23 protein-coding genes and 1 tRNA gene are annotated in these 24,095 nt (G+C 72.1%); 5 read left to right on the top strand and 19 right to left on the bottom strand.

The window, feature by feature from the left end; all coding sequences use genetic code 11:
- The first annotated feature begins 9 nt into the window (after positions 1 to 9).
- Both SA2016_RS08860 and SA2016_RS08855 read left to right on the top strand, forming a co-directional pair.
- Positions 10 to 771, top strand: coding sequence for an alpha/beta hydrolase (locus SA2016_RS08860; protein ID WP_066497404.1), 762 nt, complete (start codon positions 10 to 12; stop codon positions 769 to 771).
- The gene (locus SA2016_RS08855; RefSeq protein WP_066497403.1) at positions 768 to 1,331 is read left to right on the top strand and encodes a hypothetical protein; all 564 of its coding nucleotides are present in this window, start codon (positions 768 to 770) and stop codon (positions 1,329 to 1,331) included. The genes SA2016_RS08860 and SA2016_RS08855 overlap by 4 nt, the downstream gene beginning before the upstream one ends.
- 10 nt (positions 1,332 to 1,341) lie before the next feature.
- On the opposite strand, the gene SA2016_RS08850 is transcribed toward SA2016_RS08855, so the two are convergent.
- A complete protein-coding gene (locus tag SA2016_RS08850) occupies positions 1,342 to 2,376 on the bottom strand; it encodes an ROK family glucokinase (RefSeq protein ID WP_066497402.1) in 1,035 nt (344 codons plus the stop codon).
- A gap of 140 nt (positions 2,377 to 2,516) precedes the next feature.
- Here SA2016_RS08850 and SA2016_RS08845 point away from each other — a divergent pair, with 140 nt between their 5' ends.
- On the top strand, positions 2,517 to 4,337 hold the full coding sequence (locus SA2016_RS08845; RefSeq protein WP_066497400.1) for an AMP-dependent synthetase/ligase: 1,821 nt from the start codon (positions 2,517 to 2,519) through the stop codon (positions 4,335 to 4,337).
- An 81-nt stretch (positions 4,338 to 4,418) separates the two neighbouring features.
- On the opposite strand, the gene SA2016_RS08840 is transcribed toward SA2016_RS08845, so the two are convergent.
- A complete protein-coding gene (locus tag SA2016_RS08840) occupies positions 4,419 to 5,768 on the bottom strand; it encodes a MinD/ParA family ATP-binding protein (RefSeq protein ID WP_066497399.1) in 1,350 nt (449 codons plus the stop codon).
- Positions 5,769 to 5,921: 153 nt separating this feature from the next.
- Positions 5,922 to 9,323 (bottom strand): pyruvate carboxylase, encoded by a 3,402-nt coding sequence (locus SA2016_RS08835; protein WP_066497397.1) that lies wholly within the window; start codon positions 9,321 to 9,323, stop codon positions 5,922 to 5,924.
- A 221-nt stretch (positions 9,324 to 9,544) separates the two neighbouring features.
- Here SA2016_RS08835 and SA2016_RS08830 point away from each other — a divergent pair, with 221 nt between their 5' ends.
- Entirely contained in the window at positions 9,545 to 10,369 is an 825-nt protein-coding gene (locus SA2016_RS08830) for a ParA family protein (RefSeq protein WP_066497394.1), read from the top strand.
- 95 nt (positions 10,370 to 10,464) lie between these two features.
- Here SA2016_RS08830 and SA2016_RS08825 read toward each other — a convergent pair whose 3' ends face one another.
- From SA2016_RS08825 to gcvH, 5 genes are all read right to left on the bottom strand, one after another.
- Positions 10,465 to 11,058, bottom strand: a complete 594-nt coding sequence (locus tag SA2016_RS08825; RefSeq protein WP_066497393.1) for a MerR family transcriptional regulator — start codon at positions 11,056 to 11,058, stop codon at positions 10,465 to 10,467.
- 238 nt (positions 11,059 to 11,296) lie between these two features.
- Positions 11,297 to 11,797, bottom strand: coding sequence for a bifunctional nuclease family protein (locus SA2016_RS08820; RefSeq protein ID WP_066497392.1), 501 nt, complete (start codon positions 11,795 to 11,797; stop codon positions 11,297 to 11,299).
- Positions 11,797 to 12,522, bottom strand: a complete 726-nt coding sequence (gene ftsR / locus SA2016_RS08815; RefSeq protein WP_066497390.1) for a transcriptional regulator FtsR — start codon at positions 12,520 to 12,522, stop codon at positions 11,797 to 11,799. The genes SA2016_RS08820 and ftsR overlap by 1 nt, the downstream gene beginning before the upstream one ends.
- A gap of 11 nt (positions 12,523 to 12,533) precedes the next feature.
- Complete coding sequence (locus tag SA2016_RS08810) at positions 12,534 to 13,019, bottom strand: FHA domain-containing protein (RefSeq protein ID WP_066497388.1); 486 nt, start codon at positions 13,017 to 13,019, stop codon at positions 12,534 to 12,536.
- 33 nt (positions 13,020 to 13,052) lie between these two features.
- Entirely contained in the window at positions 13,053 to 13,439 is a 387-nt protein-coding gene (gcvH, locus tag SA2016_RS08805; RefSeq protein WP_066497387.1) for a glycine cleavage system protein GcvH, read from the bottom strand.
- Between the two features lie 179 nt (positions 13,440 to 13,618).
- On the opposite strand from gcvH, the gene SA2016_RS08800 reads away from it, so the two are divergent.
- Positions 13,619 to 14,536 (top strand): Fpg/Nei family DNA glycosylase, encoded by a 918-nt coding sequence (locus tag SA2016_RS08800; RefSeq protein WP_066497386.1) that lies wholly within the window; start codon positions 13,619 to 13,621, stop codon positions 14,534 to 14,536.
- Positions 14,537 to 14,578: 42 nt separating this feature from the next.
- On the opposite strand, the gene SA2016_RS08795 is transcribed toward SA2016_RS08800, so the two are convergent.
- From SA2016_RS08795 to SA2016_RS08745, 11 genes are all read right to left on the bottom strand, one after another.
- Entirely contained in the window at positions 14,579 to 15,154 is a 576-nt protein-coding gene (locus SA2016_RS08795; RefSeq protein ID WP_066497384.1) for a dienelactone hydrolase family protein, read from the bottom strand.
- A gap of 70 nt (positions 15,155 to 15,224) precedes the next feature.
- Positions 15,225 to 16,274: an LLM class flavin-dependent oxidoreductase gene (locus SA2016_RS08790; RefSeq protein ID WP_066497383.1), complete on the bottom strand. Its 1,050-nt coding sequence runs from the start codon at positions 16,272 to 16,274 to the stop codon at positions 15,225 to 15,227.
- Between the two features lie 59 nt (positions 16,275 to 16,333).
- Positions 16,334 to 16,738 (bottom strand): VOC family protein, encoded by a 405-nt coding sequence (locus SA2016_RS08785; RefSeq protein WP_066497381.1) that lies wholly within the window; start codon positions 16,736 to 16,738, stop codon positions 16,334 to 16,336.
- A gap of 88 nt (positions 16,739 to 16,826) precedes the next feature.
- Positions 16,827 to 16,900, bottom strand: a tRNA-Pro gene (locus SA2016_RS08780).
- Positions 16,901 to 17,093: 193 nt separating this feature from the next.
- Positions 17,094 to 18,644: a ribosome biogenesis GTPase Der gene (der, locus tag SA2016_RS08775; RefSeq protein WP_066497380.1), complete on the bottom strand. Its 1,551-nt coding sequence runs from the start codon at positions 18,642 to 18,644 to the stop codon at positions 17,094 to 17,096.
- A gap of 34 nt (positions 18,645 to 18,678) precedes the next feature.
- Entirely contained in the window at positions 18,679 to 19,392 is a 714-nt protein-coding gene (gene cmk, locus SA2016_RS08770) for a (d)CMP kinase (RefSeq protein WP_066502270.1), read from the bottom strand.
- An 83-nt stretch (positions 19,393 to 19,475) separates the two neighbouring features.
- Entirely contained in the window at positions 19,476 to 20,576 is a 1,101-nt protein-coding gene (locus tag SA2016_RS08765; RefSeq protein ID WP_066497377.1) for a prephenate dehydrogenase, read from the bottom strand.
- 9 nt (positions 20,577 to 20,585) lie between these two features.
- Positions 20,586 to 21,596 carry a pseudouridine synthase gene (locus SA2016_RS08760; protein ID WP_066497375.1) on the bottom strand — a complete coding sequence of 337 codons (1,011 nt, stop codon included), beginning with the start codon at positions 21,594 to 21,596 and terminating at the stop codon, positions 20,586 to 20,588.
- A 120-nt stretch (positions 21,597 to 21,716) separates the two neighbouring features.
- Positions 21,717 to 22,274 carry an SMC-Scp complex subunit ScpB gene (gene scpB / locus SA2016_RS08755; RefSeq protein ID WP_066497374.1) on the bottom strand — a complete coding sequence of 186 codons (558 nt, stop codon included), beginning with the start codon at positions 22,272 to 22,274 and terminating at the stop codon, positions 21,717 to 21,719.
- Positions 22,261 to 23,127, bottom strand: coding sequence for a segregation and condensation protein A (locus SA2016_RS08750; RefSeq protein WP_066497373.1), 867 nt, complete (start codon positions 23,125 to 23,127; stop codon positions 22,261 to 22,263). Before SA2016_RS08750 ends, scpB begins: the two co-directional genes overlap by 14 nt.
- A complete protein-coding gene (locus SA2016_RS08745; RefSeq protein WP_066497371.1) occupies positions 23,114 to 24,025 on the bottom strand; it encodes a ParA family protein in 912 nt (303 codons plus the stop codon). Before SA2016_RS08745 ends, SA2016_RS08750 begins: the two co-directional genes overlap by 14 nt.
- Between the last annotated feature and the right edge of the window lie 70 nt (positions 24,026 to 24,095).

Genomic DNA, 24,095 nt, shown 5'->3' with positions numbered 1-24,095 from the left:
ATTCTTGCCATGGACCCTTCCACCGTCGGTGTCGCCCTGAGCCACGGCTTCACGGGCGGGCTCGGCGGGATCGCGCCGTGGGCGGATGCGCTCCGCGGCGCCGGGTTCCGCGTGGCCACGCCCCTCCTCCCCGGCCACGGGACTTCGATCGAGGACCTCGCCCGCAGGTCGTGGCACGAGTGGTACGACGCCTATGAGGCGGCCTACGTCGAGCTCGCCGAGGAATGCACGGCCGTCGTCGCTGCGGGGCTGTCGATGGGCGGGGCCCTGGCGCTGCGCCTTGCCGCGCACCGCCCTGTGGCCGCCGTCAGCGTGGTCAACCCCGGCCTCGTGATCGACGATCCGCGCTCGCACCTCTCCGGCGTGCTGCGGCACGTGATGCGGACGGTTCCGGGCATCCGCAACGACATCAAGCTCGCGGGCCAGGACGAGGGCGCCTACGAGTCGGTGCCCGTGGCCGCCGCGCACCAGCTCAAGCTCCTGTTCCGGGACACCGTCGCGTCCCTGCCGCGCGCCACCGCCCCGCTGCAGGTCTTCCGCTCGACGGTCGACAGGGTCGTCACGAGCGAGCGCAGCGTCGGCGCGATCGCCGCCCGCTACGGCGGGACGGACATCCGCATCGTCCGGCTCGCCAACAGCTACCATGTGGCCACTCTGGACCACGACGCCGAGACGATCTTCCGGGGCTCGGTCGCCTTCATCAAGGAGGCGGTCGACGCCGCGCCGTCGGCCGCCGCCTGCCGCCGCATCGACGCTGGGGGTGCGGCGTGAACGGGCGTCCCGACCCCGACCGCCACGACCCTGCGGCGGACGACGACGTCTGGCGCGACCTCGTGGCGCGCCTGGGCGGCTCCGTGGACGACCGCGACGCTGGGCCCGCTCCGACCGAGCTCTCCGCCGCGGAGCGGTCCTCGGCCCCGGGTCCGCTCCCGCCGGCGCCCGCGGCAGACCACCCGGAGGGCCGGGAAAAGGACCCGTCTTCCCCCGGGGACGACGCCGGCCCCGCCGGCTTCGCCCGGTACGACCCCCTCGGGGTCGCCGCTCCGCGCAGCCGCGGACCGGTCGGCGAGGAGCCGGAGGGGCTGCCGGGCGACTTCGTCCCCGACGAGCCGGCCCCCGTCCTGGCAGGCGCCGACCCGGTGGCGGTGCTCGCCTGGTGCAGCGCGCTCGGCGGCCCGGTGGCCCTCCTGCTGTGCGCGCTCGTGTGGCGCACCGTGCCCGGCTACGTGATCGTCCTGCTCGTCGCGGCCTTCGTGGCAGGGGTCGGCACGCTCATCATGCGCCTGCCGCGCAGCAAGGACGACGACGGGGACGACGGCGCCCGGATCTGAGCTGCGCGGCTCAGCGCACCGCGCCGTGGGAGCGCAGGTGGACGCGGGAGAGGTCGGCGGCACCGATGAGGCCCGCCTCGGGGCCGAGGGCCGCGCGCACGATCCGGGCCGGCGGGCGGAAGCCGCGGCCGGTCAGGTTGCGGGCGAACGCCCTGCGGGCCGGGGCCAGCAGCAGCTCCCCCGCGTCGCAGAGACCTCCCCCGATCACGAAGGTCCCAGGGTCCAGCGCCGCGGCGAGGTTCGCGAGCCCGAGCCCGAGCCACTCGCCGACGTCCTCGATGAGCTCGCGCGAGGCCGCGTCCCCGGCCCGGGCCAGCTCGGTGACGATCGCGCCGGTGATCTGCTCGGGATCGCCGTCGACAGCGCGGAGGAGCTCCTGTGCCACCGGGGAATTGGCGCGGGCGAGCTCGCGCGCCTCGCGTCCGAGGGCGTTGCCCGAGGCGTACTGCTCCCAGCAGCCGCGGTTGCCGCATTCGCAGCGGTGGCCGCCGGGCATGATGATCTGGTGGCCGAACTCTCCCGCGACTCCGTAGCGGCCGCGTTCGAGGTGGCCGGAGACCACCATCGCGCCGCCGATCCCGGTGCCGAGCGTGATGCACACGAGCCGGCTCTCCTGGCGCCCGGCCCCGAAGCGCCACTCGGCCCACGCCGCGGCGTCGGCGTCGTTGGCGAGGTGCACGCGGCGGCGCAGGAGCGATTCGAGGTTGGCGCGGAGCGGCTCGTTGCGCCAGGCGAGGTGCGGGCTGAAGAGGACGGTCCCGCCGTCGAGGTCCATCCAGCCTGCGGCGCCGATCCCCACGGAGGCGATGCGGTGCTCGACGCTGAGCTCGTCGACGAGCTCGGCGATGACGCGCTCGACTTCGCGGGGCCGCGTGCCGGGGGTCGCCCGCCGGGCCCGCTGGAGGACGTGCCCGTCGGCGTCGACCACGCCTGCGGCGACCTTCGTGCCGCCGATGTCGATGCCGATCGCGAGGCCCCTCCTCCTCAGCCGCGGATCGCGGGGCCGGAAGGTCGGAGCCAAGCGGGGTCTGCGCACGCTGGCCATTCTACTGGCGGCCCGGGACCCCGGGCCGCTATTGTTACTCACCAGTAGCATCGTGCCGTGATCCAAGGCACATCCCGTGCAGGGGCCTTGGATATGGTTAAGCCCTCTCCCGCGCACCGGGAGGTACCGAAGGAGATATCGTGCGCGAAAAGACCGTTCCGCCCCTCGTCCCCACTCCCGTTGCCAAGAACATTGCCGACTTCGTGGTCGAGCAGGCCGAGAAGCCCTCGAACCCGGCCCTCTTCGCCCGGCGGGGGGCCTCGGGCGCGTGGGAGGACGTGACCGCCAAGGAGTTCCGCGCCGAGGTGGAGCGGATCGCGAAGGGCCTGATCGCGGAGGGCGTCGCGGCTGGCGATCGCGTGGCCATCATGGCACGCACCTGCTACGAGTGGAGCCTCGTCGACTTCGCCATCTGGTTCGCCGGCGCGGTGTCGGTGCCGATCTACGAGACCTCCTCTCCGAGCCAGATCGCGTGGAACCTCGGCAACTCGGGCGCCGTTGCCGCCTTCGGCGAGACCGCCCACCATGAGGACGCCATCCGCGCGGCCATCGACTCCGACGACCTCACCGCCATGCGCCACGTCTGGCAGCTCTCCCCCGCCGGGCTCGGCGCGCTCGCCGCGGCCGGGGAGCAGGTCTCCGACGAAGAGCTCGAGGCGCGCCGCTCCGCCGCGACCCTCGAGTCGCTGGCCACCATCATCTACACCTCCGGCACGCTCGGCCGGCCGAAGGGCTGCGAGCTGACCCACGGGAACTTCGTCGCGCTGTCCGAGAACGCCGCGGCCGCACTCGGAGAGGTGGTGGTGCCTGGGGCGAAGACGATCATGTTCCTCCCGCTCGCCCACGTGTTCGCCCGCTTCATCTCCGTCCTCGCCGTCGCCGCCGGGTGCCAGGTGGCCCACACCCCGGACATCAAGAACCTCCTGGCCGACCTGCAGGGCTTCGAGCCGAACTTCATCCTCGTGGTCCCGCGCGTGTTCGAGAAGGTCTACAACTCTGCGCTGACCAAGGCCGAGGACGGCGGCAAGGGCAAGATCTTCCACCGCGCCGCGGACACCGCGATCGCCTGGTCGAAGTCCCACGCCGACGGCGGGAGCCCCTCCCTCGGCCTGCGGCTGCAGCACGCGCTCTACGACGCGCTCGTCTACCGGAAGCTGCGCGCGGCCATGGGCGGCCACGTGAAGTACGCAGTCTCGGGCGGCGGACCGCTCGGCGAGCGGCTCGGCCACTTCTTCCACGGCATCGGGCTCCGCGTCCTCGAGGGCTACGGCCTGACCGAGACCACGGCGCCGATCTGCGTCAACACGCCCTCGCTGGTCAAGATCGGCACGGTCGGGGCCCCGATCCCCGGCAATGCGGTCCGGATCGCGGACGACGGCGAGATCCTGGCCAAGGGCGTCAGCGTCATGCGCGGCTACTACCGGCTTCCCGAGCTGCAGACCGAGACGTTCACGGACGGGTGGTTCCACACCGGGGACATCGGCGAGCTCGACGCCGACGGCTACCTGCGCATCACCGGGCGCAAGAAGGACATCATCGTCACGGCCGGCGGCAAGAACGTGGCGCCGGCCCACCTCGAGGACCAGATCCGCGCGGACGCCCTCGTGTCGCAGGTCGTCGTGGTGGGCGAGAACCGCCCCTTCATCGGCGCGCTCGTGACCCTCGACGAGGAGGCCCTCCCGGGCTGGCTCGAGCGGCAGGGGCTTCCCGCCGGGCTCTCCCTCGAGGATGCCGCGTCCCACCCCGGGGTCCTCGCTCACGTGCAGTCGATCGTCGACCGCGCCAACGCGAGCGTGTCGAAGGCAGAGGCCATCAAGTCCTTCCGGGTGGTGCCGACGGACTTCACCGAGTCCTCCGGCCACCTCACGCCCTCGCTCAAGGTCAAGCGGGCCCAGGTGCTGGCCGATTTCGGCAGCTACGTCGAGGACATCTACTCGGCGCCCAAGCCGAGCGTCGTCTGAGGACGGCACCCGCCACCGGGGACGGCGGTCCCGGCCAGGGCCGGGGCCGCCGCGCTGTGATCAGTCGCCGGTGAGCTGTGATCAGTCGCCGGTGAGCTGGTCCACGACGAGGCCCGCGAGCTCGATCGCCGCCTCGCGCGTCGCGGCGCCGAGCTTGGCGAACTCGATCTGGGAGCCCTCGGCCAGATGCCGGTCGTGCGGAATGCGGACCACGTGGCCCACACGCGTGCGGAAGTGGTCCTCGATCTCGTCCACGTTCACCCGCGTGCCGTTGCCGGCGGACACGTTGACCACCACGATCGCCTTGCGCACCAGGTCGTCACGTCCGTGCGCCTCGAGCCAGGACAGCGTCTCGGAGGCGAGCCGCGCCTCGTCGACGCTTCCGCCGGAGACGAGGACGACGGCGTCGGCCTTCTCCAGCGTCCCCTGCATGACGGAGTGGACCATCCCTGTGCCGGAGTCGGTGAGGACAATCGAGTAGTAGCGTCCGAGAATGTCCGTCACGGCCCGGTAGTCCGCGTCGTTGAAGGCGTGGGCGACCATGGGGTCCGCATCCGAGGCGAGGACGTCGAGCCGTGACCCCTCGCGGGCGGTGTAATTGGACAGCTGGGCGAAGGAGTTCACCTCGAAGCGGTCCTTGACCAGCTGGCGGGCGGTATGGGAGGCGCGCCCGGGGTTCCGGTCCGAGAGGGTGCCCCGGTCGGGGTTGGCGTCCATCGCGATCACACGGTCCTCGCGCAGGTCCGCCAGCGCCATGCCCAGCAGCGTCGTCACCGTCGTCTTGCCGACGCCGCCCTTGCGGGACAGGACGGGCACGTAGCGCGTCTTCTCCCCCAGCCGCACCGCAATGCGGTGCTCGAGCGCGCGCTGCGACCGGACGGCGTCCGAGTCCCCGACGTTGACGTAGCCGAACGTCGCGAAGTACAGCCAGCGCCGCCAGCCGCCCACCGGGGCCGCAGGGCTCTTCGCCACGAGGCGGTCGGAGGTCAGGGAGGTGGCGGACTCCGGTCCCTCGGCCCGCGTGCGGCGCTCGCTCACCGCCGGGGCCTCGCCGCCGGCGGCCTGCGCACTGTCCTGGCCGTGCGGCTCGGATCCGCGGGGCTGGTAGCCGACCTCGGCCGAGGCCGCTGACTGGCCCGGGACCGCGGCGGGGTCGTCGGGCGCGGGCGCCGGGGCCGTCGCCGCGCCGCCCGAGAGCCACCCCGCTGGGGGCGCGGAGGGTGCCGGCGGCACGGAGCCCAGATCGAGCGGCACGGAGAGGATCCCGAGCGGGCCGCGGGCGGCGGCATTCTCGGCGCTGGGCCTGGGGGCCTGCGAGTCGGCGGCGGCCTCCCCCGCGCCGTCCTCGGCCGCCGGGGCGTCCTGGGTGGAATCCGGCTCGTCCTGGGATGGACTGCGCCGCGGTGCGGGCTTCGGCGTGCTGTCGCTCATGGCTCCCGTTCGCCTCGTGGGTGGGTGCGGACGGCGGCGGCACGGACCGCCGCCGTCCTGGATCGCGCCCAGTCTAGCCGCCGCCCCGCCACGGCCCTGCGGGCAGCGACGGGGCGGCGGCACACGGGGCCGGGCGCGCGGGGCGCGCAGCGGCTACTCGGCGCCGACCACCAGCAGGAGGTCTCCGCCCTGGACCTGCTCGACTCCGGAGACCACCACGCGGGCCACCTTGCCGGCTACCGGCGAGGTGATGGCGGCCTCCATCTTCATGGCCTCGATCGTCGCGACGGAGTCGCCAGCCTGGACGAGGTCACCTTCCCTGGCCGTGACGGTCACCGCGCCGGCGAACGGGGCGGCGACGTGGCCGGGATTGGTCGCGTCCGCCTTCTCCGCCTGCTTGACGTTGCTCTGCACGGCACGGTCGCGGACCGAGACCGGCCGCGACTGGCCGTTCAGCGTCGCGATGACGGTGCGCATGCCCTTCTCGTCGGGCTCCGAGATGGCCTCGAGCTGCGCGATCAGCCGCACGCCCCTCTCGAGCTCGATCACGTGCTCGTGGCCGCGCTGGAGGCCGTAGAGGTAGTCACGCGTGTCGAGCACCGAGAGGTTGCCGTAGGCTTCCCGGTTCGCGAGGTAGTCCTTCGTCGGGCCGGGGAAGAGGAGCCGGTTGAGCGTGGCACGGCGCGTCGCCGAATCGCCCTGCAGCGCCGCTGAGTCCTCCGCGGAGAGCTTCTCCTCGCGCACCTTGACCGTCCGCCCCTGGAGCGCCTTGGTGCGGAACGGCTCGGGCCAGCCGCCGGGCGGGTCGCCGAGTTCGCCGCTGAGGAAGCCGATGACCGACTCCGGGATGTCGAACTTCTGCGGGTTCTCGCGGAACTCCTCGGGATCCGCGCCGAGTCCGACCAGGTGGAGGGCGAGGTCGCCGACGACCTTGGAGGACGGCGTGACCTTGACCAGCCGGCCGAGGATGCGGTCCGCGGCCGCGTACATGTCCTCGATCGCCTCGAACCGCTCGGCCAGGCCGAGGGCCATGGCCTGCTGGCGCAGGTTGGAGAGCTGGCCGCCCGGGATCTCGTGGCGGTACACGCGCCCGGTCGGACCCGGGAGGCCCGACTCGAAGGGGGCGTACACGCGGCGCACAGCCTCCCAGTACGGCTCGAGCGCGCTGACCTTCTCCAGCGAGATGCCCGTGTCCCGGGGCGTGTGCGCGAGCGCGGCCACGAGGGCGGAGGCCGGAACCTGGCTCGTGGTGCCGGCCAGGGACGCCGAGGCGACGTCGACCGCGTCGACCCCGGCCTCCACCGCCGCGAGCAGCGTCGCGAGCTGGCCGCCCGCGGTGTCATGGGTGTGGAGGTGCACGGGCAGGTCGAAGCGCTCCCGCAGGGCGCGCACGAGCTTGGCCGCGGCGGCCGGGCGCAGGAGTCCGGCCATGTCCTTGATCGCGAGGATGTGGGCGCCGGCGTCGACGATCTTCTGCGCGAGCCCGAGGTAGTAGTCGAGCGTGTAGAGGTCCTCGGCCGGGTCGAGGAGGTCGCCGGTGTAGCACAGGACCACCTCGGCCACCGCGGTGCCCGTCTCACGGACGGCCTTGATGGCGGGCGCCATCTGGTTCACGTCGTTGAGCGCGTCGAAGATGCGGAAGATGTCGATCCCGGTGGCCGCCGCCTCCTTCACGAAGGCGGCCGTCACCTCCTCGGGGTACGGCGTGTAGCCCACGGTGTTGCGGCCGCGCAGGAGCATCTGGAGGCAGATGTTCGGGATCGCCTCGCGCAGGGCGGCCAGGCGCTGCCACGGGTCCTCGCCGAGGAAGCGGAGTGCGACGTCGTACGTCGCCCCGCCCCAGGCCTCGACCGAGAGCAGCTCGGGGGTGAGCACCGAGACCGCGGGGCCGGCCGCGACGAGGTCGCGGGTGCGCACGCGGGTTGCGAGGAGCGACTGGTGCGCGTCACGGAAGGTCGTGTCCGTGACCGCCACCGCGTTCTGCTCGCGCAGGGCCTTGGCGAAGCCTTCGGGACCGAGCTCGAGCAGCTTCTGCCGGGACCCGGCCGGAGCGTCCGCCAGGTCGACCTTCGGCAGCTTCTCCTGCGGGGCCGCGTGGACCTTCAGCTCGCCGTTGGGCTTGTTGACGGTGACGTCCGCGAGCCACGTGAGCAGCTTCGTGCCGCGGTCCGCGGAGGAGCGGGCCTTGAGCAGTTCGGGCCGCTCGTCGATGAACGACGTCGCGACGTTGCCGGCCACGAAGTCCTCGTCGTCGAGCACGGCCTGCAGGAACGGGATGTTCGTGGAGACCCCGCGGATGCGGAACTCGGCCAGGGCCCGGCGCGCACGCTTCACGGCGGTCGCGTAGTCGCGGCCGCGGCACGTGAGCTTGACGAGCATCGAGTCGAAGTGCGGGCTGATCTCTGCGCCCTGGTAGATCGTGCCGCCGTCGAGCCGCACCCCGGCGCCGCCCGCCGAGCGGTAGCCGGTGATCTTCCCGACGTCGGGGCGGAAGCCGTTGGCCGGGTCCTCGGTGGTGATGCGGCACTGGAGCGCGGCACCCTTGAGGTGGATGCGGTCCTGGGTGAGCCCGAGGTCCTCGAGCGTCTCCCCCGAGGCGATGCGCAGCTGCGCCTGGACGAGGTCGACGTCGGTGACCTCCTCCGTGACGGTGTGCTCGACCTGGATGCGCGGGTTCATTTCGATGAACACGTGCTGGCCGGCCCGCTCGCCGACGGTGTCGACGAGGAACTCGACGGTGCCCGCGTTGACGTAGCCGAGGGCCTTGGCGAACTTGATGGCGTCCGCGTAGAGGGCCTGGCGGATCGAGTCGTCGAGCTGCGGGGCAGGCGCGATCTCGATGACCTTCTGGTGCCGGCGCTGCAGGGAGCAGTCGCGCTCGAAGAGGTGGACCACGTTGCCCTCGCCGTCGGCCAGGACCTGGACCTCGATGTGGCGCGGGCGCAGGACGGCCTGCTCGAGGAACACGGTCGGATCGCCGAACGCGGCGTCCGCCTCGCGCATTGCCGCGCTGAGGGACTCGGGAAGGGCCTCGCGCGTGTCCACGCGGCGCATGCCGCGCCCGCCGCCGCCCGCCACGGCCTTGACGAAGATCGGGAACCCGATCTCGTCCGCGGCCGCGATCAGCTCGTCGGCGTCAGAGCTGGGCGCGGAGGACTTGAGCACCGGGATGCCCGCCTTGCGTGCAGCCTGGAGGGCGTGGACCTTGTGGCCGGCCAGCTCGAGCACATCGGCGGGAGGGCCCACGAAGGTGATGCCCGCCGCCGCGGCCGCGCGCGCCAGCTCCGGGTTCTCCGAGAGGAAGCCGTAGCCGGGGTAGATGGCATCTGCACCGGCTTCCTTGGCGACGCGGACGATCTCGTCCACATCGAGGTAGGCCCGGACCGGATGGCCCTCCTCGCCGATGAGGTAGGCCTCGTCTGCCTTCTGCCGGTGGATCGAGTTGCGGTCTTCGTGGGGGAACACGGCCACCGTCTTGGCACCGAGCTCGTAGCTCGCACGGAACGCGCGGATGGCGATTTCACCGCGGTTCGCTACCAGAATCTTGGAGAACATGGGACTCCTGTTGTCGCAACGCAGGATTGTCTAGGTGGTGCCTAGTGTCTATGCCAGCAAAGTAGCAGGGCAATGTGCTGTGTCTTGAATCACGGATGTAACGTCCCGCCACGTGGACGCGGCGCGAGCGCGGGCGGTCGCCGGCCGTGGCGTGGCCGGGGCGGCTGCCCGCTTCCCTTTAGGATGGAACGGTCGGCCAGCGGATAGATAGTGGATCTCACGTGCAAGTAGTCAGTATCAGCAGCCTGAAGGGCGGGGTCGGGAAGACCTCGGTGACAACGGGGCTGGCGTCGGCCGCCCTCGCGGCCGGGATCCCCACCCTCGTGGTCGACCTCGACCCGCATGCTGACGCCTCGACCGCGCTCGGTGTGAACCCCGACCGCGAGCTCGAGGTGGGGCGGCTGCTCAAGGCCCCCAAGCGGGTCTTCCTCGAGGACAACGTCGTGGCGAGCCCGTGGGTGCGGCGCGCCGCAGCCCTGAACGGCCAGCAGAACCGGGTGCTCAACGTGGCCTACGGCGGTTCGCTGAGCGGCATCTACGACCGGCCGGACCTGGGGCGCCGGGACCTCCGCCGGCTGACCACGGTGCTCCACGGCCTCGAGGGCTACGGCCTCGTGCTCATCGACTGCCCGCCCTCGCTCAACGGCCTCACGCGCATGGCCTGGGCCGCGAGCAACCGCGTGCTCCTCGTCGCCGAGCCCGGCCTGTTCTCCGTGGCCGGCACCGAGCGCACGCTGCGCGCCATCCAGCTCTTCAAGCAGGAGTACGCCCCCAAGCTCGCCCCCGCCGGGATCGTCGCCAATCGGGTCCGCCCCTCCTCGACCGAGCACAGCTACCGGCTCGAGGAGATGAAGCAGATGTTCGGCACGCTCCTGCTGAACCCCCAGATTCCCGAGGTGGCCAACTGGCAGCAGATCCAGGGCGCCGCCCATGCGGTGCACCACTGGCCCGGGGAGGCCGCCCGCGGTACCGCCGCGCTGTATGACGAGCTGCTCGGCTCGGTCGTCAAGCAGGGGCGCGAGCTCCGTCCCCGCGTCGCACGGTAGGACCGCCCGCGGCAGGGACACCCGCTCAGAGACGTCGAGGGGCCGCCACCCGTAGGTGGCGGCCCCTCGACGTCGGGATGCGGGGAGGAGGTGACTCAGCCCGTCCTGCGCGCGGCGCGGCGCTTGCTCAGCTCATCCCCGGGAAACGTCTGGTCGGCGGCGTGCTCGCTCGGAAGCTCGGCGAGGCTCCCCTCCACCTCGCGCCACACGCGTCCCACTGCAATGCCGAACACGCCCTGTCCTCCTTGGACGAGGTCGATGACCTCATCGGCCGAGGTGCACTCGTACACGGACGCGCCGTCGCTCATCAGCGTGATCTGTGCGAGGTCTTCGACGCCGCGCTCCCGCAGGTGCCCGACGGCGCTGCGGATCTGCTGGAGCGACACGCCGGTGTCGAGCAGTCTCTTGACCACCTTGAGGACGAGGATGTCGCGGAAGCCGTAGAGGCGCTGGGAGCCGCTGCCGGCTGCCCCGCGCACGGTGGGCTCGACGAGGCCTGTGCGGGCCCAGTAGTCGAGCTGGCGGTACGTGATCCCGGCGGCCTTGCACGCGGTGGGCCCGCGGTAGCCGGCCTCCTCGTCCAGTGCGGGGAGGTCGTCATCGAAGAGGAGGCCCTGAGTGCCGGTCGGCGCCTCGGTGCCCGTGCCGGAAATATGCCTGAGATCTCCGTGCTCGCGCTTGGGACTCACTAAACCCTCCTTCACAGCTCCCCTGGGGGAATCGCAGTCCCCGCCAGCCTGCCTCGAAAGTGCCCCTCGTGTAATTACACTCGGGTCCACCTTCCAGTGTCGCCTGTGGCCATCGGGGAAGCAATGGGAGCTTGTCTCTAACGACGTTAGAACCGTCGGGGAACGAAATCAAAGACATCGCCTCCGGCGGTGGGGGCGTGTCGGGCTCCGCCGCGCGAGTGGCGCACGGCGGAGCCGCTCACTCGTCGAAGTCCTCCGGCTCCACGTCCGCGAGGAACTCGCGGAAGCGGCGCATCTCGGTCTCCTCCTCCTCGGCGCTGGCACCCTCCTCGGTGCCGTCGCTGCCCTCGGCCAGCTGGACGCCGGCCTCCTCGAGGACCGCGTCCGCGCACCAGATGCGGCAGTTGACCCGCAGGGCCACGGCGAGGGCGTCTGAGGCCCTCGACTCCACCGTGGTGCCGTCGTCGAACCCGAGCTGAGCGTAGAAGACGCTGTCCTCGACCGCCACGATGGTCGCGCTGACGATCTGCCGGCCCAGGCTGTGCACGACGCTCACGAGGAGGTCGTGGGTCAGCGGCCGGGGCGGCACGACGTGCTGCTGGGCCAGAGCGATGGCGCTGGCCTCCGCGGTGCCGATCCAGATCGGCAGGTGCCGCTCGCCGTGGGCCTCCTTCAGGAGCACCAGGGGCTGGTTCGAGGGCAGCTCGATGCGGACACCTACGACTTCTACCTCGATCATCAGCCATCCATCCTCGAGATCAGCCCGTGGACCAGTGCACGGTGCAGGGTCAGGAACAGCTCACCCAGCTCGCGCGCCTCCTCGGCGGCCCGCACGCGGGAGGCGGAGTCCCGCCGCGACGCGCTCGGCGCCACGGCGCGCTCGATCAGCGCCACCTCGCGCTCCGCGGTCGTCTGGAAGGGCCGCAGGTGCCGGGGCTCGAGGCCGTGGTCCGCGAGCGCGACGCAGGAGCGGGCCACGGCGAGATCGTGCTCGTCGTACCGGCCATCCTCGGCGGTGATGAGCCCGAACGTGGCCATGGCCTCCACGAGGTCCGCGCTCGCCCCTGATTCCGCCCGCAGCTGCGCCTCGCCGAGGGAGCGCGGACGCGCGCCGCCCAGCTGGGCACTGAGCTCGTCCGAGACGGCGCGCGGGGCGATGCTCACCCCGCCGGGAAGCGCCTCGGGCCGCTCGCCGCGGTCGACGGCATCGAGATAGTCCTTGATGACCTTCAGCGGCAGGTACTGGTCGCGCTGGAGGGCCAGGATGAAGCGGAGACGCTCCACGTCGCCGTCGCTGTACTGCCGGTAGCCCGAGGGCGTGCGGTGCGGCGCAATGAGCCCCTTGTCCTCCAGGAAGCGGATCTTGGAGGCCGTCATCGAGGGAAAGTCCTCGGCCAGGGTGGCCAGGACCTCACCGATGTTCAGGGCCGTGGCCCCCTTGCGCTCAGGCTGAGCAGCTGCCATGGATCCGCCTCTCAGGCGGTAGGCCGCACCGGGCTCTGTGCGGGGCTGAGGTAGAAGGTGAGCCGGAACTTGCCGATCTGCACCTCCGAACCGTTGCGCAGCGCGACCTGGTCGACCCGGTCGTGGTTGACGTAGGTTCCGTTGAGGCTCCCGGCGTCGACCACCTCGAAGCCGCGGCCCACCCTCCTGAACTCGGCGTGGCGGCGCGAGACGGTCACGTCGTCGAGGAAGATGTCCGCGTTCGGATGGCGTCCCGCGGTCGTGACATCCGAGTCGAGCAGGAACCGTGCGCCCGAGTTGGGCCCGGCATGCGCGATGAGCAGCGCCGAACCGTAGGGCAGCGCGGCGACTGCCTTGGCCTCCTCGGCGCTCAGCGCAGGTGCGATCGTCGTGTCGGCATGGATCGGCGGCATGTGGATCGACGTCGTCTCGGACGCCGATTCCTGACGCTGCGTCACCTCGTCGGCGCCGACGTCCCGGCGCTCGTGGCTCACCATCAGTTCCTCCTGAACAGTCCCGGAATCAGACTTCTACCCTACCTGCTGCTCGTACTCGGCGGCACTGAGGAGGCTCTCCGTCTGCGCGTCGTCGGCGAGGCGGACCTCGAACAGCCAGCCTTCGCCGTAGGGGTCGGAGTTCACGAGCGCCGGATCGGAGTCCAGGGCCTCGTTCCGCGCGACGACGGTCCCGCCGACGGGGGCGTAGATGTCGCTGACGCTCTTGGTCGACTCGACCTCGCCGACGACGCCGTTGGCGCTCACTTCCGTGCCGACCTCCGGCATCTGGACGTAGACCACGTCGCCGAGGGCATCCTGGGCGAAGTCGGTGATGCCGATGCGCACCACGCCGTCTCCGGGCTCAGTCGAGACCCACTCGTGCTCGGCCGTGTAGGACAGCTCCGCGGGGACCTTGCTCATGGGGCTCGCCTTTCGTCGACGTCGAGGCCGGCGGGCATGCCCGGCAGGCCTCTGGGTGCGGTATCGCTGAAAGTATAGGCACAAGCACACCGCGCCGATTCGCCACGGCCCGCTGCGCCGGGGGCCGTTTCCTGCCACGATGGAGCACGAGCAGTCCATGCCAGGTCAGGAGGGGTCCCATGCCGGAACTGCCGGAGGTCACCGCGCTGGCCGAGTACCTCGACCAGCGCCTGGCCGGAGCGGTCATCGAGCAGGTCCGGATCGGGGCCATCAACGCGCTCAAGACCGCCGATCCCCCGTACACCGCTCTCGTGGGACGACGGGTCGACTCTGTGGGCCGCCGCGGCAAGTTCCTCGTCCTGGTCACCGAGCCGCTCCCGGCCGAGGACGCAGGGTCCGGCGGCGGCGCGGTCGACGCCGGCCCGCTCGCCGTCGTCGTCCATCTCGCCCTGGGCGGGTGGGTGCGGGTGACCGACGAGGTGCCGAAGGCGGCGCCACCCCGCGGAAAGGGCTACGTCGCGGCGCGGTTCGGGTTCGTGCGCGACGGGCAGGAGACCGGGATCGACCTGACCGAGGCGGGGACGTGGAAGCGGCTCTCCGTGCACATCGTCCGCCGGCTCGAGGACGTGCCCGCCCTCGCCGACCTCGGCCCCGAGCCGCTCGCGGAGGACTTCACCCTCGAGGCCTTCCGGAAGCTCCTGCATCACCGCAAGCAGGTCAAGGGGCTGCTCCGGGACCAGAAGATCATCGCGGGCATCGGCAACGCCTACAGCGACGAGATCCTGCACGCCGCGAAGATCTCGCCGTTCGCGATCGCCTCGACCCTCGACGACGACGCGACTGCGCGGCTCTACACGACGATGCGCCGGGTCCTCACCGAGGCGATCGAGGAGGACCGCGGCCATCCGCCCGACGAGCTCAAGGACGAGAAGCGCCGGATCATGCGCGTGCACCGCCGGGCGGGCGAGCCGTGCCCGGTGTGCGGGGACACGATCCTGGAGGTCTCGTTCGCGGACAGCGCCCTGCAGTACTGCCCCACCTGCCAGACGGGCGGGAAGCCGCTCGCCGACCGCCGCACCTCCAAGTTCCTCAAGTAGCCGGGCGCCGCCGCCGACAGCGGCCCCGATCCTGTCGAGGGCTCAGATCCGCTCGAGGAAGGCGAGGACGCGGTCCACCGCGAGCGAGGCCGAGGCTGCGTCGAAGCCCGTCTGGGTCGAGTCCGCGAAGTAGTGGGCGGTGGACGGATAGAGGAAGAGCTCCGCGTCCGGTGCCCCGGCGACGATCGCGCGGGCGGCGTCGACGTCGCCCTCCTCCATGAAGATCGGGTCCTGCTCGGCGCCGTGGACCTGGAGCGGGACGCCGGCGGGCCACGGGCCGCCGAACTCCTCGGCCGGCACGCACGAGTAGAAGAAGACGGCGCCGCGCGCTCCCGCGCGGGTCTGGGCGAGCTTCTGCGCGGGCAGCACGCCGAGCGAGAGGCCCATGTAGACGAGGTCCTGCGGCAGGGACGAGGCCGCGCGCTCCCCGCGGGCCATGATCTCGTCGAAGCCGATCTCGCGCGCGTGCGCGACCCCCTCGTCGATCGTCGCGAACATCCTGCCCTCGAACAGGTCCGGCGTCGTCACGGTGTGGCCGTTGCGGATCAGGGTGTCCGCGAGGGACGCCACCCCGGGAGTGAGGCCGAGCGCGTGGTGGAACAGGAGGATGTCTGCCATGCCGCACACGCTAGCCCGGGCGCGCCCGGACGGCCAGCGATGAGGGACCGACACGCGCCGGAACGCGCGCTCAGCCGACCGGATCGCCGGCGACGGGGCCTTCCGTGTTGGGCTTCCAGCCGAGCTCCGGGGCCACGTGCTCCGCGAAGGCCTCCAGGATGTGGAGGTTGTACTCGGCCCCGAGCTGGTTCGGGATGGTCAGCATCACGGTGTCGGCGGCCATGACGGCCGAGTCCGCCCGCAGCTGCTCGACGAGCTCGTCCGGCTCGGCCGCGTAGGTCTTGCCGAAGGTGGACTGGAAGCCGTCGATGATGCCGATCTGGTCGGAGTCCGTGCGCCGGCCGAAGTACATCGCGTCCTTCGAGTTCACGATCGGGAAGATGCTGCGGCTGACCGAGACGCGCGGCGGACGCGTGTGCCCCGCCTCCCTGTAGGCGGCCCGGTAGGCATCGATCTGGTCCCGCTGGAGCTCGTGGAAGGGCACGCCCGTGGCCTCGGTGAGCAGGGTCGAGCTCATGAGGTTCAGCCCCAGCCTCCCGGTCCATTCCGCCGTGGCACGGGTGCCGCTCCCCCACCAGATCCGCTCGCGCAGGCCCGGCGAGTGCGGCTCGACGGGGAGCAGGGTCCCGGGCGGCGCCTGCCGCGGGTCCGCCGGCGCGATGCCCTCGCCGTCGATCGCCTTGAGGAACAGCTCGAAGTGGGCCCGGGCGAGGTCGGCGCCCCGCGGATCCTGCGCCCCCGTGTAGCCGAACGCCTCGTAGCCGCGCAGGGCGGGTTCAGGCGAGCCCCGGCTGACGCCGATCGCGATCCGGCCGGCGCTGATGATGTCGAGGGCGGCCAGCTCCTCGGCGAGGTACAGGGGGTTCTCGTAGCGCATGTCGATCACGCCGGTGCCGACCTCGATGCGCGCGGTCCTGGCGGCGATCGCGCTGAGGAGCGGCACGGGTGCGGCCTGCTGCGGCGCGAAGTGGTGGACGCGGAAGTAGGCGCCGTTGACGCCGAGCTCGTCCGCGCCCACGCCCAGGTCGACGGCCTGGCGGATCATGTCCGCCGCGCTGCCGGTCTGCGAGCCGCGCACCTGCGCGTAGTGTCCGAACGAGAGGAATCCGAAGGCCTTCACACGGGCGACAACTGCCGGCCGGTGCAGGCGTATTCCTCGCCCTCGCGCTGCCGCCGGCCTCAGCGCGCCTGGACGAGCTTGACCTGGTGCCCGGCCGGGTCCAGGACCCAGGCGTACCGGAGCCGGCCGTCCGGCGAGTCCATGGGGCCGGCGACGGCGGCCGCGCCCGCAGAGACGGCGCGCGCGAACAGCCCGTCGACGTCCTGCGACCAGAGCACCACCTCGGAAGACCGTCCGCCGCCCGTGCCCACTCCGAGGCCGGCGATCCGGTTGGCAGCCGCGGCGGACGTGAGCCCCAGCCGCGTGCCGGCCGCGTCCACCTCCGCGTGCTCGACGGCACCGCTCGCCGGGAAGCGGAACACCTCGGGAAGGCCCAGGGACCGGTAGAAGCCGAGGCAGGCCGGCACATCGTCGCAGAAGAGGTTGATCTGGATGTGCGCCACGGCGATCGGATCGTTGTCCACGGTCGGAAACGTGGCGCTCCCGGGCGGATCCGACGGCGCCCAACGAGAAAGGGACCCGATCCGCTTCCGCGGATCGGGTCCCTGCCGGTCGGGCTGACAGGATTTGAACCTGCGACCCCTTGACCCCCAGTCAAGTGCGCTACCAAGCTGCGCTACAGCCCGAACATCGCCCGCGCCTGACGCTCTCACGCCCGGCGAAGCAACCGCTCCAGCATATCCGAACGGGGCGATCGGCGCGAATCGAGCGGCGCCCGGCGCGCCTCCGCCGCGGCTGCCACGGGACACGGTATGGGCGGAGAAAGCACGACGCCGGTGGGCCGCCCTCTGGGGGCAACCCACCGGCGTCGTGCGGGGCCTACTTCTTCTTCGAGCGGCGCTCGCGCACGCGCATGCTGATCTCGATCGGAGTGCCCTCGAAGCCGAACGTCTCGCGCAGGCGGCGCGTGATGAAGCGGCGGTAGCCCGGGTCGAGGAACCCGGTGGTGAAGAGGACGAACTTCGGCGGCCGGCTCTGGGCCTGGGTGCCGAAGAGGATGCGCGGCTGCTTGCCCCCGCGCACCGGGTGCGGGTGGGCAGCGACGAGCTCGCCGAGGAACGCATTGAGCCGGCCGGTCGGGATGCGGGTGTCCCAGCCGGCGAGGGCCTTGTCGAGCGCGGGCACGAGGCGGTCGCGGTGCCAGCCGGTCTTCGCGGAGAGGTTGACGCGGGGCGCCCACTCCACGTGGGCGAGGTCCTTCTCGATCTCGCGCTCGAGCCAGCGGCGGCGCTCGTCGTCCATGAGGTCCCACTTGTTGAACGCGATGACGAGGGCCCGCCCGGACTCGATCGCGAGCGAGAGGATGCGCACGTCCTGCTCGGAGAGCACCTCGTCCGAGGCGAGGAGCACGACGGCGACCTCCGCCTTCTCGAGCGCGGCCTGCGTCCGCAGGGACGCGTAGTACTCGGCGCCCTGGGCCATGTGCTGCCGGCGGCGGATGCCCGCGGTGTCCACGAAGCGCCACGTCCGGCCGCCGAGTTCGATGTACTCGTCGACCGGGTCCCGGGTGGTGCCGGCGAGCTCGTTCACCACGGACCGCTCGGAACCGGCGAGCTTGTTCAGGAGCGAAGACTTGCCCACGTTGGGCCGGCCGATGAGCGCGACGCGCCGGGGGCCGCCCGAACGCTCGACGCCCGCGATCGCCGAGAACTCGGGCAGGACCTCGAGCGCGGCGTCGAGCAGGTCCGCCACGCCGCGGCCGTGAAGGGCCGAGACGGGATACGGCTGGCCGAATCCGAGCCCCCACAGCATGGAGGCGTCGGCCTCCTGGGCGAAGTCGTCCACCTTGTTCGCCACGAGCAGCACGGGCTTCTTGGACTTGCGCAGCATGCGCATGACGGCCTCGTCGGTGGCCGTCGCCCCGACCGTGGCGTCGACGACGAACAGGACGGCGTCCGCCATGCTCACCGCGACCTCGGCCTGCTCGGCGACCATCGCGTGCAGGCCCTTGGCGTCGCGCTCCCAGCCGCCCGTGTCCACGAGGGTGAACTTCCGTCCCGTCCACTCCGCGGGGTAGGAGACGCGGTCGCGCGTGACGCCGGGGACGTCCTCGACGACCGCCTCGCGGCGGCCCAGGATGCGGTTGACGAGCGTGGACTTGCCCACGTTGGGGCGGCCGATGATCGCCAGGACGGGGTCCATCCGGGTCGGGGTGTCCGCGTCCCAGTCCTCGCCCTGGTCCGCGAGGAGGCGCGCGTCCTCCTCGTCCAGGTCGTAGTCGTCCAGGCCCGCGCGCAGGGTCGCTGCGCGCTGGTCCGCCTCGGCGTCGTCCATCGCCGCGAGATGCTCGGCGACCTGGTCGGCGCCCTCGGGCACGTACTCGTCGTTCCCGGCGGCGCCGGCGGTCCCGGTGTCCAGGGAATCGGTCATGGGGGTCTCCTTGAAGGGTGTCAGGGGGCCGGGCTCACGCGCCGGCCGGGCGGCTCACGGCCGCGTGCACGACGCCGAGGACGGCGTCGACGGTCTGGTCGAAGTCGAGGTCGGAGGAGTCGACGGTGAAGACGCCGTCGGCGGCCTGGGTGAAGCTGGCCACCGCCGAGTCCTTGGCATCCCGGGCGACGACCTGCTCATGCAGCTCCTCGGCGTTCTGGGTGCCCCCGAGCTGGGCCCCGCGGCGGCGCATCCGGGCCTCCTCGGAGGCGGTGAGCAGGAGCCGCACCTCGGCGTCGCGCGCGACCACGGTGGTGATGTCCCGGCCCTCGACGACCATGCGCCGGCCGTGGGCCGCGATGATCGCGCGCTGGCGGCGGATGAGCTCGTCCCGCACGCCGAGATTCGTCGCGACGGCGCTCACCGAGGCCGAGATGCGGGGCTCGCGGATCGCCGCGGTCACGTCCACGCCGCGCACGCGGACCCGCTCGGTGGCGGGGCTCGTGCTCAGCTCGAGGTTGAGGCTGCGGGCCGCGGCCTCCACGAGCGCGCCGTCGGAGAGGTCCAGGCCCCGCTCGAGGCAGTCCCACGCGACCGCGCGGTACATGGCGCCGGTGTCGAGGTAGGCGAGCCGGAGCCGGCGCGCCACCTCCTTCGAGACGCTCGACTTCCCCGAGCCGCTCGGGCCGTCGATCGCCACGACGAGAGGCCGCCCCAGCCGCAGCGGCTCGGCGCCGGGCGCGGGCATATAGCGCACGGAAGTGCCCTGCGCCGTGCTGAGGGAATGGAGCTCCGTGGACCGTGCCACGTCCTGCCCCGTCTCCTGCTCGCTCATTGCAGTACCCGCCATCCGCGCTCCTCCAGTTCCGCCACCAGGGCGTCGTGCTTGCTCGGCAGCACCGAGATCTCCACCATGCCCACGTTCCGCCCCGACGAGTGGTCGAGGCGCAGGTCTTCGAGGTTGACCCCGATCTCGCCGATCTCCGTGAGGAGCCTGGCGATCTGCCCGGGCCTGTCGTCGACCAGGACCGTGAGCCATGCGAACGCCTGCGGCGGCCCGCCGTGCTTGCCCGGGATCCGCGCCTGGCCCGCATTGCCCTCGGTCATGAGCTGGGCCAGGTCGAGCCGCGCCCCCGGGGCCGTGGGGGCCTCGAGGGTGCGGATGAGGCGTTCGACGTCCTCGCGCACACCGTACAGGTGCTGGACGATCTTGGACGCATTCGCCCCGAGGATCTGCACCCAGAGGCCCGGATCGCTCGCGGCGATGCGCGTCGTGTCGCGCAGCCCGTTGCCCGCGAGGGCCAGCAGCCGCAGGTCGGTGCCCTGCAGGCGCGAGGCCAGCAGGGAGGACATGACCTGGGGCAGGTGGCTCACGAGCGCGACCGCCTCATCGTGCTCGTCGGCGTCCAGCTCGACGACGATGCCGCCGAGGTCCGAGCCGAGGGCCTTGGCGAGGCGGACCGCGCCGGGATCGGACTCGGGGGCCGTGCACACGACCCAGGGCATGGACGTGAAGAGCTCGCCCCTGGCCGCGACGGGCCCGGACTTCTCGCGGCCCGCCATGGGGTGCGTCCCGACGTAGCGGCCCAGGTCCGAGCCGCGCTCCCGCAGCCCGCGCACGATGGCGCCCTTGACGCTCGCGATGTCGACGACGACGGCGCGCGGCCACCGCTGGAGGGCGCCCGCGGCGACGTCGACGGCCACGTCCGGCGGCGTGGCCACCACCACGAGCTCCGGCTGGGCCCCGCGGTCCGCCTCGAACTCCGCGATGGGCCGCCCCGCGCCGATGTCGACGGCGACGGCCTGGTTGGTGGGCGAGGTGTCCTCGAGGAAGACCGGGACGCCGCGGTGCTCGAGCCCGAGGCCGATGCTCGTTCCGAGCAGCCCGGTGCCGATGACCACGACCGGGCCGTGGAGGTGTGTTGCGGACATGCTCTCCCCCTACAGGCCCACAGAGGCCATGAGGTGCCCGATCTCCTGCTTGCCGAGCCGGCGGATCGTGCCCTGCTTCTGGTCGCCCAGCCCGATCGGACCGATCTTGGCCCGGACGAGCCGCTGGACCGGGAAGCCCACGGCGTCGAACATGCGGCGGACGATCCGGTTCTTGCCCGAGTGCAGGACCACCTCGACCAGCACGAACCCGGGCGTGGAGTCCACGAGCCGGAACGAGTCGACCTTCGCGAGGCCGTCCTCGAGCTCGACGCCGCGGCGCAGCTGGGCGCCGATGCCCTGGGGCATGGGGCCGCGGACCTGCACGACGTAGGTCTTGGGGACCTCGTAGGAGGGGTGGGTGAGGCGGTTGGCGAGCTCGCCGTCGTTGGTCAGCAGCAGCAGGCCCTCGGTGTTCGTGTCGAGCCGGCCCACGTGGAAGAGGCGCTCGGGCGAGCCCGGGCGCAGGTAGTCCGTGATGCACGGGCGGCCCTCGGGGTCGTCCATCGTGGAGACCACGCCGCGGGGCTTGTTGAACGCCATGTAGACGAGGTGCTCGTCGGTCTGCACGCGGACCCCGTCCACGTGGATGACGTCCGTCTCCGGGTTGACCCGGGTGCCGAGCTCCGTCACGATCTGCCCGTTGACCTCGACGCGGCCCTCCGCGATGAGCTCCTCGCACACCCGGCGCGAGGCGACGCCCGCGTTGGCCATGACCTTCTGCAGGCGCACGCCCTCCTCGGCCATCTGGGCCCGGGTGCGCGGCTCGTGGGCGGGCAGCGGCGAGGGCGACCTGCGCGGCGCGCCCTGGCCGGCGCGGTCCACCGGGCCGAGCCTCCTGCCGAAGCGTTCGTTGGCGAAGGGCGCCGCCCCCGTCCCCTTGGGGGTGGGGCGCTCGCCGCGCTTGCGCGCCGCGCCCTTCGGGGCGCCCTTGGCGCCTCCGCGCGCCGCGCTGCCGCGCGCGCTGTTCCTGCGGGGGTTGTCCCCGTTGCGTGGTGAACCCTGGCGTCCCGCCTGTGCCATAACCAATGCCTCTGCAGTATGAAGCAGCCCGTCCGGGGCTGCGTTGGTGGTAGAAAGTGGGCGAATGCCCCCGTCAAGGATACCGGATCGGCCCTCCCGGCCCTCCCGGCCCTCCCGGGCTCAGAAGGGGGCGTCGATCCCGCCCAGCTCGTCGAGCCCGGGCAGGTGCGGCGAGAGCTTGGGCAGCTCCGCGACGGAGCCGATGCCGAGCCGCTCCAGGAAGTACGACGTCGTCCGGTACAGGATCGCTCCCGACTCGGGGTCGGTGCCGGCCTCCTCGACGAGGCCGCGGGTCACGAGCGTCTTCACCACCGAGTCCACGTTGACGCCGCGGATCGCCGCGACGCGGGAGCGGCCCACGGGCTGCCGGTAGGCGATCACGGCGAGGGTCTCGAGCGCCGCCTGGGTCAGGCGGGCGGTCTGGCCCTCGAGCACATACCGGGAGACGATGTCCGCGTACTCGGGGCGCGAGTAGAACCGCCACCCGCCGGCGACCGCGCGGAGTTCGAAGCCCCTCCCCTGCCGGGCGTACTCGGCGGCGAGCTCCTCGAGCGCGTCCTCGGCGTCCTGCTGGGGCACCTCGAGGGTGGCCGCGAGCTCGGCCGCGCTGATCGGCTCGTCGACAACCATGAGCACGGCCTCGAGCGCCGCGCGGACCGCCGGGTCAGCCGGCTGCATGCTGTCCCTCCCTGTCTGAGGCATCCTCGTACTCCTCGCTCACCCGTTCGGCGCTCCAGTCCCCGCCGGCGGTCCAGCGCACGCTCAGCTCGGCGAGCGGCGCCGCCTGCTCGAAGGCCACGGCCCGGTCGCGGAACAGCTCCAGCAGGGCCAGGAACCGCGCCACCACGACGAGCCGGGACTCGGCATCCGCCGTCAGGGCGCGGAAGCTCAGCGGGCCGGAGCCCTGCAGCCGCAGGCCGATCAGCTCGGCCTGCTCGCGCACGCTCACCGGCGGGGCGTGCAGGTGCTCCGTCCCGACCTCGCTGGGCGGGGCCTCCTTGGGCGCGAAGGCCTTCGCCGCGAGGGCGGCGAACTGCTCCGGCGTGTGCCGCCACACGAGCTCGGGGAGCAGGGCGGCGAAGGCCGGCTCGAGGGTCACCGAGCGCGGGAAGCGGCGCGCCTCGGCGTCGAGGGTTGCGGCGAAGATCCCTGCGATCTCCTTGAAGGCGCGGTACTGCAGGAGGCGGGCGAAGAGGAGGTCGCGGGCCTCGAGCCGGGCCACGTCCTCCTCGTCCTCGACCGCGCCCTGGGGCAGGAGCCGGGCGGCCTTGAGGTCGAGCAGCGTCGCGGCGATGACGAGGAACTCGCTGGCCTCGTCGAGCGCCCAGTCCTCGCCCTTCGCCTGGAGCGCCCGGGTGTAGGCGATGAAGTCGTCGGTGACGGTCGCCAGGGCCACCTCGGTGATGTCGAGGCGGTGCTTGGCGATGAGCCCGAGCAGCAGGTCGAACGGTCCGGTGAAGTTCTCGAGGCGGACCTCGAAGCCGCCCGCACCCGGTGCGGCGTCGGCCGGCTCGGGATCAGGGAGCTCCACCGCGGGCCACGAGCTCGCGGGCCAGGCTGCGGTACGCCTCGGCGCCCGGGTGGTTGGACGCGTACCGGGTGATCGGCTCCGCGGCCACCGTGGCGTCGGCGAACTTGATGGTCCTCTTGATGACGGTCTCGAAGACCTTGTCGCCGAAGGCCTCGACGAGGCGCGCGAGCACCTCGCGGCTGTGCAGGGTGCGGGCGTCGTACATCGTGGCGAGCACGCCGTCCACGACGAGGCGCGGGTTGAGGCGGTCCTGGACCTTCTCGATGGTCTCGACGAGCAGGGCCACGGCGCGCAGCGCGAAGAACTCGCAGATGAGCGGGATGACCACGCCGTGCGCGGCAGTGAGCGCGTTGACGGTGAGGAGGCCGAGGGAGGGCTGGCAGTCGATGAGGATGACGTCGTACTCGTCCTCGACCTTGCGCAGCGCGCTCGCGAGGACCTGCTCCCGGGCCACCTCGGTGACGAGCTGGACCTCGGCGGCGGAGAGGTCGATGTTGGCCGGAAGGAGGTCCACGTTGGGCTCCTCCGTGCTGCGGATGGCCTGCCGGACGTCCACGTGGCGGTCCATCATCACGTTGTACACCGTGGTGTCGAGCTCGTGAGGGTTGATGCCGAGCCCGGCGGAGAGGGCGCCCTGGGGATCGAAGTCGACGAGCAGGACCTTCCGGCCGTACTCCGCGAGCGCGGCGGCCAGGTTGATGGTCGACGTCGTCTTGCCCACGCCGCCCTTCTGGTTGACCATCGCGATGATCCGGGCCGGCCCGTGCGAACTCAGCGGCGCGGGGACCTGGAACGTGTGCAGGGGCCGGCCCGTGGGTCCGAGCTCCACCGTGCCCTCCGTTCCCTCGAGGGAGCCGGAGATGCCGTCCAGAGTCGCTGCGCTCTGCTCTGTGCTCACGTGTCCATCCACACTTTCGATTCGTTGGCGGCGATTCGCGTACCTACGGCGTCCTTGGCTCACCAGCCTA

The organism is Sinomonas atrocyanea (assembly GCF_001577305.1).
GTDB classification, from domain to species: Bacteria; Actinomycetota; Actinomycetes; order Actinomycetales; family Micrococcaceae; genus Sinomonas; species Sinomonas atrocyanea.
Note: the sequence above shows the minus strand (reverse complement) of the source record. Positions and strands in the feature narration are given on the sequence as shown.

Excerpts from the sequence above, each read along its gene's own strand:
- ftsR (WP_066497390.1), bottom strand. The coding sequence starts at position 12,522 with ATGGCAGCTGCTCAGCCTGAGCGCAAGGGGGCCACGGCCCTGAACATC.
- SA2016_RS08765 (WP_066497377.1), bottom strand. The coding sequence starts at position 20,576 with ATGTCCGCAACACACCTCCACGGCCCGGTCGTGGTCATCGGCACCGGG.
- SA2016_RS08835 (WP_066497397.1), bottom strand. The coding sequence starts at position 9,323 with ATGTTCTCCAAGATTCTGGTAGCGAACCGCGGTGAAATCGCCATCCGC.
- gcvH (WP_066497387.1), bottom strand. The coding sequence starts at position 13,439 with ATGAGCAAGGTCCCCGCGGAGCTGTCCTACACGGCCGAGCACGAGTGG.
- der (WP_066497380.1), bottom strand. The coding sequence starts at position 18,644 with ATGACCGATTCCCTGGACACCGGGACCGCCGGCGCCGCCGGGAACGAC.
- SA2016_RS08840 (WP_066497399.1), bottom strand. The coding sequence starts at position 5,768 with ATGAGCGACAGCACGCCGAAGCCCGCACCGCGGCGCAGTCCATCCCAG.
- SA2016_RS08810 (WP_066497388.1), bottom strand. The coding sequence starts at position 13,019 with ATGGTGAGCCACGAGCGCCGGGACGTCGGCGCCGACGAGGTGACGCAG.
- SA2016_RS08795 (WP_066497384.1), bottom strand. The coding sequence starts at position 15,154 with ATGGCAGACATCCTCCTGTTCCACCACGCGCTCGGCCTCACTCCCGGG.
- SA2016_RS08860 (WP_066497404.1), top strand. The coding sequence starts at position 10 with ATGGACCCTTCCACCGTCGGTGTCGCCCTGAGCCACGGCTTCACGGGC.
- cmk (WP_066502270.1), bottom strand. The coding sequence starts at position 19,392 with ATGCCCGCGCCCGGCGCCGAGCCGCTGCGGCTGGGGCGGCCTCTCGTC.
- SA2016_RS08760 (WP_066497375.1), bottom strand. The coding sequence starts at position 21,596 with ATGGCACAGGCGGGACGCCAGGGTTCACCACGCAACGGGGACAACCCC.
- SA2016_RS08800 (WP_066497386.1), top strand. The coding sequence starts at position 13,619 with ATGCCGGAACTGCCGGAGGTCACCGCGCTGGCCGAGTACCTCGACCAG.
- SA2016_RS08820 (WP_066497392.1), bottom strand. The coding sequence starts at position 11,797 with ATGATCGAGGTAGAAGTCGTAGGTGTCCGCATCGAGCTGCCCTCGAAC.
- SA2016_RS08850 (WP_066497402.1), bottom strand. The coding sequence starts at position 2,376 with ATGGCCAGCGTGCGCAGACCCCGCTTGGCTCCGACCTTCCGGCCCCGC.
- scpB (WP_066497374.1), bottom strand. The coding sequence starts at position 22,274 with ATGCAGCCGGCTGACCCGGCGGTCCGCGCGGCGCTCGAGGCCGTGCTC.